Genomic DNA, 12,770 nt, shown 5'->3' on the forward strand with positions numbered 1-12,770 from the left:
GCGGCCATTGTCCGCTCAGCCGGGGTTTTCGTCAGCCGGCAGGCCGGCGACCAGCGCGCGCCCGGCGTCGGTGAGGTGCGCGACCCAGCGGTCGTCCAACTGCACCACGCGCACCCAGCCGGGCCCGCGCACGCCGCCGAGGGTGGCATCGCCCATCCGCGTGAGCTGGCGCATGACCACGCTCGCGCCCTGCCCGAGCCGCTTGCCCAGGCGCGGCAGCGACATGCCGCCCTCGCCCGGTGCTTCGGCAAGCGCGCGCAGGATCGCTATGGAGAAAGCGTCGGCGTCGAACCCGGAATCGCTCATGCCGCCACGGCGTCGGCCTGCGCCGCGACCGGCGCCACATGCAGCGACAGCACCACGGGAATCGACTTGGACGTCGGCGTGCCCGCGTTCTCTGCCACCGATGACAGCGGCACCAGCGGATTCGTCTCGGGGTAATAGGCTGCCAAGTTGCCACGCGGGATGTCGTACGCCACCAGCTTGAAGCGATCCGCACGGCGCTCCTGGCCGTCGCTCCACACGGTCTGGATGTCGACCCAGTCGCCGTCCTTCATGCCGAGCTGGCGGATGTCATCTTTGTGGATAAACACCACGCGGCGCTGGCCGAACACGCCGCGGTAGCGGTCGTCCATGCCGTAGATGGTGGTGTTGTACTGGTCGTGCGAGCGCGTGGTGAGCAGCGTGAACACCAGCGTGTCGCGCTGCGACGCAAAGCGCGCGCGGGCCCGGTGCGCGTGCGTGTCCATCGGCACGGCATGCGTGAAGAACACGGCCTTCTTCGACGCGGTGGCCCACACACGCTCGCTCGCCGTGTTGCGCAGGCGAAAGCCGCCGGGGTGCGCCACGCGTGCGTTGAAGTCCTTGAAGTCGTCGAACACGGCTTCGATCTTGTCGCGAATGCGGGCGTAGTCTTCCACCAGCCAGAGCCACGGCGTCTTGCTGCGTGCGCCGATGGTGGCCGCGGCCAGGCGCGCCACGATGGCGGGTTCGGACAGCAGGAGCTCCGACGCGGGCGGATTGATGCCCACCGAGATGTGGACCATGCTCATCGAGTCTTCGACCGTCACGCCCTGCGGGCCGTTGGCCTGCATGTCGATCTCGGTGCGGCCCAGGCACGGCAGGATGAGTGCCGCGCGCCCGTGCACGATGTGGCTGCGGTTGAGCTTGGTGGTCACGTGCACCGTGAGGTCGCACTGCTGCAGCCCCTTCCACGTCTGGTAGGTGTCGGGCGTGGCCGCAGCGAAGTTGCCGCCGAGCGCAAAGAACACCTTGCCCTTGCCGTCGAGCATGAGCTGGATCGCCTCGACCGTGTCCACGCCGTTCTCGCGCGGCGGCTCGAAGCCGAACACCTGCTGCAGCCGGTCGAGCAGCGCGGCCGGCGGCTTTTCCCAGATGCCCATGGTGCGGTCGCCCTGCACGTTGCTGTGGCCGCGCACCGGGCAGGCGCCCGCGCCTTCGCGGCCCATGTGGCCGCACAGCATGAGCCAGTTGCCGATCATCTGGATCGTGGCCACCGAATGCTGGTGCTGCGTGATGCCCATGCCCCAGCAGGCGATGACGCGCTTGGCGCCCAGGTACACATCGGCCGCCGCGCGGATCTGCGCTTCGCTCAGGCCCGACTCCTGCACCAGCAGCGGCCACGATTCGGCGCGCAGGTCGTCCGCCAGCGCCTCGAAGCCCAGCGTGTGGGTGGCGATGAAATCATGGTCGAGCACCGAGGGCTCGCCGCGCGCCACCGCCGCGTCTTCGCGCTCGATGACGTGCTTCATCATCCCCTTCACGGCCGCGAAGTCGCCGCCCACGCGCAGCTGGAAGTAGTGCGTGCTGATCGGCGTGGAGCCCAGCGTGGCCATCTCGAGCTTGTCCTGCGGATCGGCAAAGCGTTCCAGCCCGCGCTCGCGCAGCGGGTTGAAGCTCACGATGCGCGCGCCGCGCTTGGAAGCCGCGCGCAGCTCGCCGAGCATGCGCGGGTGGTTGGTGCCCGGGTTCTGGCCGAAGATGAAGATCGCATCGGCCTTCTCGAAATCTTCGAGCGTGACCGTGCCCTTGCCCACGCCGATCTGCGGACGCATGCCGCTGCCGCTGGGCTCGTGGCACATGTTCGAGCAGTCGGGAAAATTGTTGGTGCCGTACTCGCGCACGAACAGCTGGTACAGAAAAGCCGCCTCGTTGCTCGCGCGGCCCGAGGTGTAGAAGATGGCCTGGTTCGGGTCGGGCAGCGCGTTCAGGTGGCGCGCAATCAACGCGAAAGCGTCGTCCCAGTCGATGGGCACGTACCTGTCGCTGGCCGCGTCGTACACCATGGGATGCGTGAGCCGGCCCTGGTCTTCGAGCCAGAAGTCGCTCTGCTGGGCCAGTTCGGCCACGGTGTACTTCGCAAACAGCGCCGGGCCCGCGCGGCGCGCGGTGGCCTCGGCAGCCACGGCCTTCACGCCGTTCTCGCAGAACTCGAAGGTCGAGGCATGGTTGCGGTCGGGCCAGGCACAGCCCGGGCAATCGAAGCCGTCGGGCTGGTTGGCCGAGAGCAGCGTCTTCGCGCCCTTGACCGGAATGTCCTGCCGCAGCAGCGCATTCGTCACGCTGCGCAACGCGCCCCAGCCACCGGCCGGGCCCTTGTAAAACTCGATCTTCTGCTCGCTCATGGCGGCAGTGTTGGCTGGTGGGGGCGCGGCGTCAAATTGAATCGGGACATGCGGCGATTCAAAATGGAAATGAAGGGGGAGGAAAGCCGCTCAGGCCTCGCGCGCACCACCCATCAGCAACCCCCGCAGCTTGCTGCGCAGCGGCGTCTCCTCGACCTCCTGCACACCCGCAGTCTCGCGCAGCGCGAAGTCGCGGCTGTCGGCGTTGTGCAGGTCGATCTCACGTACCACCTGACCGTCCTTGTAGACGAAGGCCACGTCGGCCAGGGCGAGCACGTCCTCGATGTCGTGCGTGATCATCAACACCGGAATGCCCCACTGCTTGCGCACCTGCGCCAGCTCGTTGCGCAGTTCGGCGCGCAGCATCGGGTTGAGCGCGGCAAAAGGCTCGTCGAGCAGCAGCACCTGCGGCTCGCAGGCCAGCGCACGGGCCAGCGCCACGCGCTGCTGCTGGCCGCCCGAGAGTTTCTGCGGCCGGCTGTCGGCCAGCGCGGCGAGGCCGAAGCTGGCCAGCAGCGCCTGCACGCGCTCGGCGTCGCGCGCCGGCAGCGTGCGGCGGTGCCACGCCGTGAGCCCGAAGGCCACGTTCTCGCGCACCGTGAGGTGCGGGAACAGCGCGTAGTTCTGGAACAGGTAGCCGATGCGGCGCGCCGGCGCGGGCACGTCGATGCGCTGCGCTGCGTCGTACAGCGTGCGGCCGTCGAGCCGCACATGGCCCGCCGTCGGATGCAGCAGGCCGGCGATGGCCTGCAGGGTCAGCGACTTGCCGGCCCCCGAGGGGCCGTAGAGCGCAGCAAAGGGAACGTCGGTCTGGAAGCGCACGGCGAGGTCGAAGCGCCGGGCCCCGTCCTTCACCGTGAGCTGCAGATCGACATCGATCATGGCTTGCCGAAACCGTAGCGCGTGAGCACTTCCTGGGCGGCGGGCGTCGACAGGAAGGCGATGAAGTCGCCGGCCAGCGCCTTCTGCTTGCTGTCGGCCACCACGGCGATCGGGTACGTCACGGGCGTGTGGCCGGTGGGTGTGAAGGCGACCTTGACCTTGTCGCCGGCCACGGCCGCGTCGGTGCGGTAGACAAAGCCGGCCTCGACCTCGCCGCGGCTCACGTAGTCGAGCACTTGGCGCACGCTGTCGGCCTGCACGAACTTAGGTTCGAGCGCGGTCCACAGGTTGGCGTTGTCCAGCACCTGCTTGGTGTAGCGGCCGACCGGCACGGTGGCGGTCTTGCCGACGGCGATCCGCTTCACGCTGGCTCCGCTCAGGTCTTGCAGCGACTTCAGGCCGACGGCGCCCTGCGCAGGCTCGACCAGCACCAGGCTGTTGGTGACGAAGTCCTTGCGGGTGGCGGTGTCGATGAGCTTCTGGTCGTTGCCGCGGTTCATCGTTTCCTGGTCGGCGCTCGCGAACACGTCGACCGGCGCGCCCTGGCCGATCTGCTGCAGCAGCACGCCCGAGGCGGCGAAGTTGAAGCGCACGGTGCTGCCCGCCTTGGCGGCTTCGAACTTGGGACCGATTTCCTTGAACGCGTCGGTCAGGCTCGCAGCAGCGGACACGGTGATCTGCTGCGCGGCGGCCGCGAACGGCAGGGCCAGGGCGAGCACGAGGGACAAGAGGCGGAACGGACGCATGGCAAGAGTCTCCTGGAAAAAGTGGAAATCAACGAAGCGAAAAGAATCGGTTGGACACGACCAGCACGGCAATCGACAGCACCGACGTGACGACGACCAGCAGCAGCGCCAGGTCGTCGTGGCCGGCCTGCACGGCGTCGTAGATGGCCATCGACAGGGTCTGGGTCTGCTTGGGAATGGAGCCGGCCACCATCAGCGAGGCACCGAACTCGCCCATGGCGCGCGCGAACGCGAGCAGCGTGCCGGCCAGGATGCCGGGCCAGGCCAGCGGCAGCGTGACGCGCAGGAACACCGAGAACGGCGACTGGCGCAAGGTGCTCGCGGCGGCTTCGAGCGAGCGGTCGACGTTCGAGAACGCCGCGCTGGCCGACTTGAGCACCAGCGGCAGCGCAACCACGGCCGAGGCCACCACGGCGCCGTGCCAGCTGAAGATGATGGTGTAGTCGAAGTGCTCGCGCAGCCACGCGCCGAGCGGGCTGCGCCGCCCCGCCGCCACCAGGATGGCGTAGCCGATCACCGTGGGCGGCAGCACCAGCGGCAGCATGAACACGGCCTCGAGCACGCCCGAGCCGACGAACTGCTTGCGCGCGAACACCCAGCCCAGCGCCACGCCCGCGATCAGCGCCAACAAGGTCGCGACCGCCGCGACCTGCAGCGACAGGACCAGCGGAGACCAGTCGGTGGTGGCGATGAGCGAAGCGGTCGTCGTGTTCATTGAGATACGGCGTAATTGTTACATGAGGCGCCTTCTGGTTCACACGGGGATGCACGGAGGCGCGGGTCTTCATATACTGGCGAATACAGCGTTGGAGACTTTGTCGATCCGCCCCATGCGCCCTTCCGTTCACGACACCGTTGTCCGTTCGACCTCCGGCAGGCCCGAGCTGCGCCATGTGACGCAGGTGCACGAATGGCGCATCGAACGCACGCTGGACGCCGGCGGCTTCGTGCTGTCGATCATCGCGCCGGGCGGCGAGAGCCAGTCGTTTCTGGTCGCGCCGGGCGACGCGCAGGACATCGGCGAGGTGCTGCGCCGCAGTGCCGCGTGGACCGACCGGCGCGAGCAATGACCACCCAGTGGCACCACATGACGGGTGCGGAACGCATCCTCGAAGTGCTGCTGACGCGGCGCTCGGTCTCGCCGCGGCGCCTGCAATCGCCCGGCCCGAACCCCGACGAACTCGACGCCATCCTGCAGGCCGGCCTGCGCGCGCCCGACCATGGCGGGCTGCATCCGTGGCGCGTGATCGAGTTCCGTCCGCAGAACCGCGAGGCGCTGGCTTGGTGCTTCGAACAGGAAAAGCTGCGGCGCGATCCGCTCGCCAGCCCCACCGACCTGCGGCGCGCCCGCGAGCACGCCACGCGTCCGCCGCTGCTGCTGGGCTTCGTGGTGTCGCCGCGCGAGCGCAGCAAGATCCCGGCGCGCGAACAGTGGCTGGGCGCCGGCGCGGCGCTGGGCAACCTGCTGGCCGCCGCCCATCAGCTGGGCTACGGTGCCATCGTGCTCAGCGGCGAGCGCTGCTTCGACGAAACGCTGGTGCGCCAGGTCGGCGTGCAACCGGGCGAGTACCTGGCGGGCTTCATCAGCATGGGCACGGTCCGCGAGGCGCCGCCGCAGGCGCGCGAGACGCTGTCGCAGGACGTGTGGTCGTGCTGGCAAGGCGACCTGCTGCCGGGCGTGGCCGGCGATGCGTCAACCGACGACAACGGGGCAGGTCAGTCCATCCGGCCGTCGGAGCGCGTGCGCGGCAGCTGATCGAGCCGCGCGCCGAACCAGCCCACGCGCTCGGTCTCGCGCACGTCGAAGCGCGGCACGTAGGGCTTGATGTCGAGCACGGGCGTGCCGTCGAGCATGTCGTTGCCGCTGAAGTGCAGCGTGCTGCCTTCCACCGCCGTGAGCCGCACGATCGACAGGCCCAGCCGGTTGGGCCGCGCGGGCGCGCGCGTGGCGAACACGCCGTGCGTGGCGTCGTCGAGAAAGGGCACCACCTCGAGCCGTTCGTGTGCGCAGCGGTGCAGGTGCGTCACGAGGATCAGGTAGTCGAAGCCTTCGATGTCGCGCAGCCCCGATGCGAACTCGGCGAACACCTCGAGGCTGCCCGTTTCCTCGGGCGCGCCGGCCGTCTGGATGGGCATGCCCGAGGTCTCGGTGAAGCGGCTGCGCACGATGCCGATCGGGCGGCTGACGACGGGGTCGATGTCGGCGGCGTTCATGGCGCGAGCAGCCGCGTGAGCGCGCGAACGTCGGCCGCGGTCGCGAGGCGCGCAGCGTTCTCGATGGCGCGGTAGCGCTTCACGATGTCCTCGCCCACCGGCGTGAGCGCCGTGCCGCCGCCGCGCGAGCCGCCGGCTGCCGTGTTCACGGCCGGCGAAGCCAGCGTCTGGTTCATTTCGTCGATCAGCATCCACGCGCGGCGGTACGACATGCCGAGCAGGCGGGCCGCCGCCGAGATCGAGCCGGTCTCGGCCACGGCTTCGAGCACGGCGATCTTGCCGGGGCCGATGGCGATGGTGTCGTCCCGGTAGATGCGCAGGCGGAACTGGGCTTTGGATTTCATGATGGCGCGAAGGGTAAACCATCCGGGTGCCATCGGGCACCCAGCTACGCAGCGTCGAGCGCGCCGCTGTGCTCACGCGCCTGCGCCTGCCACTCGGGCGTCAGAAGGAAGGCCAGCGCGGCATCGAGCGCACGCGCGGGCCGCACGCCCTCCTGCGTCATGAAGCCGATGGGCGTGCGCACCTCGGGCGACACCAGCGGCAGCGCCTCCAGTTCGCGGTGGCTGCGCACGGCCGCGACCATGGCGCCGGGCAGCACGCTGCTGACGGTGCCCACGCTCACGGCCAGCGCGAGCGTGAGCACGGAATTGGTTTCGATGGCGGGCGCCACCGCGGCCACACCGGCGTCGCGCAGGGCCTGGTCGATGATGGCGCGGTTGTGCATGTCGGGCGTGAGCAGGCACAGCGGCAGCTTGCCGGCTTCGGCCCAGGGGATCGGGCGGCCGATGCGCAGCCGGTCGGCCGAGGGCTTCTTGGCGCGCCGCAGCAGGAAGTAATGTTCGATGCTCTGCGGCCAGGCCTTGAGCTTGACGCCCGGCAGGTGCATGCGCTCGGTGTAGCCCAAGGCGAGGTCGACTGAGAGGTTCTCGAGGCCTGTTTCCAGCTCCTGCGAACTCATGGAGAGCACGGCCGGCACGATGCCGGGGTGGCGTTGCTGCAGCATCGCGGCAAAGCGCGACAGCATCGGGATCGCGGTGGGCACGGCGGCCATGCGCAGGCGCCCGCGCGGGTCGTCAGCCTCGCTGCGCAGCTCCTGCAACAGCACCTCGTTGTCGCGCAGCATGCGCTGCGCCGTGGCCAGCACGCGCTCGCCTTCGTGCGTGAGGCCCACGTACACGCGGGAGCGCTTGACGATGACGACGCCGAACTCGCCTTCCAGCGCGCGCAGCGCGTTCGAAAGCGCCGGCTGCGTGATGTGGCAGGCCTGGGCGGCGCGGCCGAAATGCTTGTGCTCGCTGAGTGCGACGAGGTAGCGCATGGAGGCGAGAAGGTTCATCTCGTTGCCTTTCCGTCGGCGCTCCGCCTGCCCGACGCCGCCATGCCGTCAGGTATTTTTGCTGATCGAAATCGTCGGGAACTTCGCCGAGAAGTCCTTCGCCTTCTCCGCAATCCCCACCGCCACGCGGCGCGCCACAGCCTTGTAGAGCCCGGCCACTTCGCCCTCGGGATCGGACACCACGGTCGGCGCCCCGCTGTCCGCCTGCAGCCGGATGTTGATGTCCAGCGGCAGCGCGCCCAGGTATTCCATCTGGTACTCCGCCGCCATGTTCTTGCCGCCGTCCGCGCCGAAGATGTGCTCCGCATGGCCGCAGTTCGAGCAGATGTGCACCGCCATGTTTTCCACGATGCCCAGGATCGGCACGCCGACCTTCTCGAACATCTTGATGCCCTTGCGCGCGTCGAGCAGCGCGATGTCCTGCGGCGTGGTGACGATCACCGCGCCGGTCATCGGCACGCGCTGGCTCAGCGTGAGCTGGATGTCGCCGGTGCCCGGCGGCATGTCGACGATCAGGTAGTCGAGGTCTTTCCAGTTGGTCTGGCGCAGCAGCTGCTCCAGCGCCTGCGTGGCCATGGGGCCGCGCCAGATCATGGCCTGGTCGGCATCGACCAGGAAGCCGATCGACATCACCTGCACGCCATGGCGCTCCTTGGGCTCCATGGTCTTGCCGTCGAGGCTCTCGGGCTTGCCCTCCAGGCCCATCATCATGGGCTGGCTCGGGCCGTAGATGTCGGCGTCGAGCAGGCCCACGGTGGCGCCCTCGGCGGCCAGCGCCAGCGCCAGGTTGGCGGCCGTGGTGCTCTTGCCCACGCCGCCCTTGCCCGAGGCCACGGCCACGATGTTGCGCACGTTGGGCATCAGCTGCACGCCGCGCTGCACCGCATGGCTGATGACCTTGGTGACGATGTTGACCGACACGTTCTCCACGCCCGGCACCGCCTTGGCCGCGGCCACGAGCGACTTGCGGATGGCCGCGTGCTGGCTCTTGGCGGGATAGCCCAGTTCGAGCTCGAACGAGACATCGCCCTCGGATATCTGCAGGTTTTTGAGCGAGCGCGTCGCTGCGAATTCTTTGCCGGTGTTAGGGTCCGTGACGCTCTTGAGCGCGTCCATGAGCCCGTCGGGGGTGAGTGCCATTGATCAAACTCCTGAATGGCGGGTAGTCTATTCCGCCTGCCAAGCCCGTACCGGACCGCGCTCAATACCCGAAAACCCAGACGCCAAAAAAAGAATGCCCGAGACAAGCCCCGCCACCGGCCTGCTGCTGACAGGCGGCGGCGCCCGCGCCGCCTACCAGGTCGGCGTGCTCGAAGCCATCGCCGAGATCCGGCGCGACGCCCTGGCGGCCGGCGCGGCCGTTGGCAGCGGCAACCCGTTCCAGGTCATCACCGGCACCTCGGCCGGCGCCATCAACGCCGCCGCGCTGGCCTGCGGTTCCGACGACTTCGACCGCGTGGTCGCGCACATCGCGCAGGTGTGGGGCAACTTCCGCGCCGAGCAGGTCTACCGCGCCGACTCGCTCTCGGTGCTCGGCAGTGGCGCGCGCTGGCGCATGCTGCTCGGCCTGGGCCGTTTTGCGGCCAACTGGATGCGCATCAAGCCGAAGTCGCTGCTCGACAACGCGCCGCTGGCCGAATTGCTCGCACGCCTGGTGCCGCTGGACCGGCTGCCGCAGCTCATGCGGCAGGGACACGTGCAGGCGCTGGCCGTCACGGCGTCCAGCTACAGCTCGGGCGAGCACGTCACCTTCTTCGAAGCGGCCGTACCGATGGAACCCTGGGTGCGCTCGCAGCGCCTGTCGGTGCGCGACCGCATCACGCATGCGCACCTGATGGCATCGTCGGCCATTCCCTTTGTGTTCCCGGCCACCGCGCTGCCCATGCCGCCGGGCCACACCGAGTACTTCGGCGACGGCTCGATGCGCCAGTCGGCGCCCATCGCGGCGGCGATTCATCTGGGCGCGCAGCGCATCGTGGTGATCGGCGCGGGCCGCATGCACGAGCCGCGCGACGAGGCCGGGCCCAACACCCACAGCGGCTACCCGACCATGGCGCAGATCGCGGGCCATGCGCTGTCGAGCATCTTTCTCGATGCGCTCGCGGTCGACATCGAACGCCTGCGCCGCATCAACCACACGCTGGGCCTGATCCCCGAAGAGGCGCGCGCCGCCAGCACGCTGCGCCCGCTCGACCTGCTGGTGATCTCGCCGTCGGAGCGCATCGACATGATCGCGGCGCGCCACGTCGATGCATTGCCGGGTGCGGTGCGGCATCTGCTGGGCGGCTCGAAGGTCGCGGCCGATGTGAAGGGCGGCGCGCTCGCGAGCTACCTGCTGTTCGAGTCGGGCTACACACGCGAGCTGATGGCGCTCGGGCGCGCGGATGCGATGCGGCAGCGGGACGAGGTGCTGCGGTTCTTCGGGTGGGAGCTGGCGTGATGGCGCAGGCGGTCGACTGACATCCCGCCGCTCACCCCGCTTCGTCCACCAACCCCAGAACCACATCCATCAGCACATTCGCGCCCTGCACCAGGTCGGCGCTCGCCGTGTGCTCTTTCGGGTTGTGGCTGATGCCGCGCACGCTCGGCACGAAGATCATGGCGGCGGGCGCGATGCGCGCCATCATCTGCGCGTCGTGGCCCGCACCTGAGGTCATGCGGCGGTGGCTCAGGCCGCGTGCATGCGCACTGGCTTCGATGACGCGCACCAGCCGCTCGTCGAAGGGCACTGGCTCGAAGCGCGCCAGCGTGCGGGCTTCGACGGTCACGCCTTCGGTCGCTTCGAGTTGCCGCAGGTAGTTCGCGAGTTCGCCTTCGGCCGCCTGCAGCATCGCCTCGTCGGTGTTGCGCAGGTCGACCGTGAGTGTGGCGCGCGCCGCGATCACGTTGATGAGGTTGGGGTGCAGGTCGATCGCACCGACGGTTGCGACCTGGCTGCCGCCGTAGCGTCGCGCCAGCTCGCGCACGAACACCGCGATGGCGGCGGCGCAGTAGCCGGCGTCGTGGCGCAGGCGCATCGGCGTGGTGCCCGCGTGGTTCGACTGGCCGGTGACGACGATCTCCTGCCATGAGATGCCCTGCAGGTCGGCCACCGCGCCGATGGTGATGCCTTCGGCCTCCAGCACCGGGCCCTGCTCGATGTGCAGCTCGACAAACGCATGCGGCACCAGCGTGCCGCAGGGCATGTCGCCCGCGTAGCCGATGCGCGCGAGTTCGTCGCCCAGCCGCGCGCCGTCGGTGGCGACGGTGTCGAGCGCGGCATCGAGCGCCAGGCCGCCCGCATGCACCAGCGAGCCCAGCATGTCGGGCATGAAGCGCACGCCCTCCTCGTTGGTGAAGGCGGCGACCACGAAGGGGCGCAGCGTCTGGCGCTGGCGTTCGTTGAGCCAGCGCACCACCTCGAGGCCGGCCATCACGCCGTAGTTGCCGTCGTAGCGCCCGCCCGTGGCGACGGTGTCGATGTGCGAGCCGGTCATCACAGGTTTTGCACCGGGCCGTTGGCCGGGGCGGATGCCGAAGATGTTGCCGATGCGGTCGATGCGCACCGTGAGGCCCAGGTCTCGCATCCACTGCACGAGCTGGTCGCGGCCTGCGCGGTCGGCGTCGGTGAGTGCGATGCGGCAGACGCCGCCTTGCGCGGTCGCGCCGATGGCGGCATGGTCGTCGATGCGCGCCATCAGCGCCGCTTCAGCGATGCCTTCGCGTTGCAGCCATTGCGTCTGCGCCGTCACGACTTCTTCGCCCCAGCGACCGGTCAGCGCGCGGTACACGCCGGGCGCGGTCGCGCCCTCGGTGCTGAACAGCAGCACGCGCGAGCTGGCGTCGAGGCCGGCGGTGCGCGCCAGTTCGGGATCGGCCGCGAGCACCTGCAGCGCAGCCAAGCCTGCAGCGCCGGATTCGCCGACCAGCACGGGCACGTCGCCCGCCTCGCCGGTGGCGAAGGTGCGCATGGCGTGTTCAGCGTCGGCATCGGTGACGGTCATGAAGAGGTCGACGGAGGGCTGCAGAAAGCGCCACGCGAGCGGTGAGGTCTCGCCGCAGGCCAGCCCGGCCATCACGGAGTCGACGCTGCCGGTGGCGCGGTCGGGGCGGCCGCTGCGCGCGCTTTGCAGCAGGCAGTCGGCCTGCTCGGGCTCGACGACGATGAGCGTCGGGCGCGCGGCGCCGTAGCGCTCCCAGACATGGCTGGCCACGCCGGCTGCGAGCCCGCCGACGCCGCCTTGCACGATGACGTGGGTGAAGGGGCACGGCGCGCCGGGCGCGGTGTTCTCCAGCAGCTCGTCGACGAGGATGCCGTAGCCCTGCATCACGTCGCGCGGAATCTCTTCGTAGCCTTCGTAGGAGGTGTCGGAGACCACCTCCCAGCCATTCGCCTGAGCCAGGCGCGCGGCCTCCTCCACCGAGGCGTCGTAGTTGCCGGCGATGCGCACGATCTCGGCGCCGAGCGCGGCGATGGGCGCCTCGCGCTCTTCGCTGACCTGGGCGTGCAGCACGATCACGCAGCGGCAGCCCATGCTCTGCGCGGCCGCGGCCAGTGCGCGGCCATGGTTGCCGTCGGTCGCGCTGATGACGACGAAGTCGCGCAGCGCTGCGGCGTGCCGGCCCGCGAACAGGTCGGCCGGCGTCCAGCCCCGGTCGGGCCAGCGGCGCAGCACCAGGCGCAGCAAGGCCACCGGCGCGCCGAGCACCTTGAAGCTGCCGAGCGCGGAGCGGCGCGATTCGTCTTTCACGACGACCTGCGCGATGCCCAGTTGTGCCGCGAGCCGGGGCAAGCGCCACGCGGGTGTCGGCTGCGGCGCGAGCCGGTCCCAGGTGGACAGCCACTGGCGGCTCTCGCGGCCGCGTGCGATGTTCATGACGGCCTGCAGGGCCGCGTCGTAGCCGCGCCGTTGCGCGTGAGGGTTGGCGAAGAGCATGGGAAGAAAACCGGAAAAGAAAAATGGA

General features: G+C 69.6%; 13 protein-coding genes and 1 pseudogene. 3 read left to right on the forward strand and 11 right to left on the reverse strand.

Going from position 1 to position 12,770, the window contains the following annotated elements; translation table 11 throughout:
- Positions 1-15 precede the first annotated feature (15 nt).
- The 5 genes from CLU95_RS08435 to modB all read right to left on the reverse strand — a co-directional run bounded on the left by CLU95_RS08435 (position 16) and on the right by modB (position 4,988).
- Positions 16-306, reverse strand: a complete 291-nt coding sequence (locus CLU95_RS08435) for a hypothetical protein (protein WP_099792175.1) — start codon at positions 304-306, stop codon at positions 16-18.
- A complete protein-coding gene (locus tag CLU95_RS08440) occupies positions 303-2,645 on the reverse strand; it encodes an FdhF/YdeP family oxidoreductase (protein ID WP_099792177.1) in 2,343 nt (780 codons plus the stop codon). The genes CLU95_RS08435 and CLU95_RS08440 overlap by 4 nt, the downstream gene beginning before the upstream one ends.
- A 90-nt stretch (positions 2,646-2,735) precedes the next feature.
- Entirely contained in the window at positions 2,736-3,527 is a 792-nt protein-coding gene (locus CLU95_RS08445) for an ABC transporter ATP-binding protein (RefSeq protein WP_099792179.1), read from the reverse strand.
- Positions 3,524-4,273, reverse strand: coding sequence for a molybdate ABC transporter substrate-binding protein (gene modA / locus CLU95_RS08450; protein ID WP_099792181.1), 750 nt, complete (start codon positions 4,271-4,273; stop codon positions 3,524-3,526). Before modA ends, CLU95_RS08445 begins: the two co-directional genes overlap by 4 nt.
- A 28-nt stretch (positions 4,274-4,301) precedes the next feature.
- Complete coding sequence (gene modB / locus CLU95_RS08455; protein WP_099792183.1) at positions 4,302-4,988, reverse strand: molybdate ABC transporter permease subunit; 687 nt, start codon at positions 4,986-4,988, stop codon at positions 4,302-4,304.
- 115 nt (positions 4,989-5,103) lie between these two features.
- On the opposite strand from modB, the gene CLU95_RS31105 reads away from it, so the two are divergent.
- Both CLU95_RS31105 and CLU95_RS08460 read left to right on the forward strand, forming a co-directional pair.
- Positions 5,104-5,343 (forward strand): hypothetical protein, encoded by a 240-nt coding sequence (locus tag CLU95_RS31105; RefSeq protein ID WP_257214564.1) that lies wholly within the window; start codon positions 5,104-5,106, stop codon positions 5,341-5,343.
- On the forward strand, positions 5,340-6,029 hold the full coding sequence (locus tag CLU95_RS08460; protein WP_257214565.1) for a nitroreductase family protein: 690 nt from the start codon (positions 5,340-5,342) through the stop codon (positions 6,027-6,029). The genes CLU95_RS31105 and CLU95_RS08460 overlap by 4 nt, the downstream gene beginning before the upstream one ends.
- Here CLU95_RS08460 and tsaA read toward each other — a convergent pair.
- Genes tsaA through apbC form a run of 4 tightly spaced genes read right to left on the reverse strand, consistent with a single transcriptional unit; the run spans position 5,990 to position 8,966 of the window.
- Positions 5,990-6,487, reverse strand: coding sequence for a tRNA (N6-threonylcarbamoyladenosine(37)-N6)-methyltransferase TrmO (tsaA, locus tag CLU95_RS08465; protein WP_099792188.1), 498 nt, complete (start codon positions 6,485-6,487; stop codon positions 5,990-5,992). The two genes, CLU95_RS08460 and tsaA, sit on opposite strands and share 40 nt — an antisense overlap.
- Positions 6,484-6,831: a winged helix-turn-helix domain-containing protein gene (locus CLU95_RS08470; protein WP_062478989.1), complete on the reverse strand. Its 348-nt coding sequence runs from the start codon at positions 6,829-6,831 to the stop codon at positions 6,484-6,486. Before CLU95_RS08470 ends, tsaA begins: the two co-directional genes overlap by 4 nt.
- A 44-nt stretch (positions 6,832-6,875) precedes the next feature.
- A complete protein-coding gene (locus CLU95_RS08475; protein WP_099792190.1) occupies positions 6,876-7,826 on the reverse strand; it encodes a LysR substrate-binding domain-containing protein in 951 nt (316 codons plus the stop codon).
- 48 nt (positions 7,827-7,874) lie between these two features.
- Positions 7,875-8,966, reverse strand: coding sequence for an iron-sulfur cluster carrier protein ApbC (gene apbC, locus CLU95_RS08480; RefSeq protein WP_099792192.1), 1,092 nt, complete (start codon positions 8,964-8,966; stop codon positions 7,875-7,877).
- A 94-nt stretch (positions 8,967-9,060) separates the two neighbouring features.
- Here apbC and CLU95_RS08485 point away from each other — a divergent pair, with 94 nt between their 5' ends.
- On the forward strand, positions 9,061-10,266 hold the full coding sequence (locus tag CLU95_RS08485) for a patatin-like phospholipase family protein (protein ID WP_099792194.1): 1,206 nt from the start codon (positions 9,061-9,063) through the stop codon (positions 10,264-10,266).
- 31 nt (positions 10,267-10,297) lie between these two features.
- Here CLU95_RS08485 and CLU95_RS31110 read toward each other — a convergent pair whose 3' ends face one another.
- Entirely contained in the window at positions 10,298-11,557 is a 1,260-nt protein-coding gene (locus CLU95_RS31110) for a M20 family metallo-hydrolase (protein WP_373670020.1), read from the reverse strand.
- Positions 11,546-12,742 (reverse strand): annotated as a pseudogene (locus tag CLU95_RS31115) (diaminopropionate ammonia-lyase); the annotation flags it as partial. The pseudogene CLU95_RS31115 and the gene CLU95_RS31110, both read right to left, overlap by 12 nt.
- Positions 12,743-12,770 lie beyond the last annotated feature (28 nt).

Origin of the sequence: Variovorax sp. 54 (assembly GCF_002754375.1) — a bacterium.
In the GTDB taxonomy this organism is placed as follows: Bacteria; Pseudomonadota; Gammaproteobacteria; order Burkholderiales; family Burkholderiaceae_C; genus Variovorax.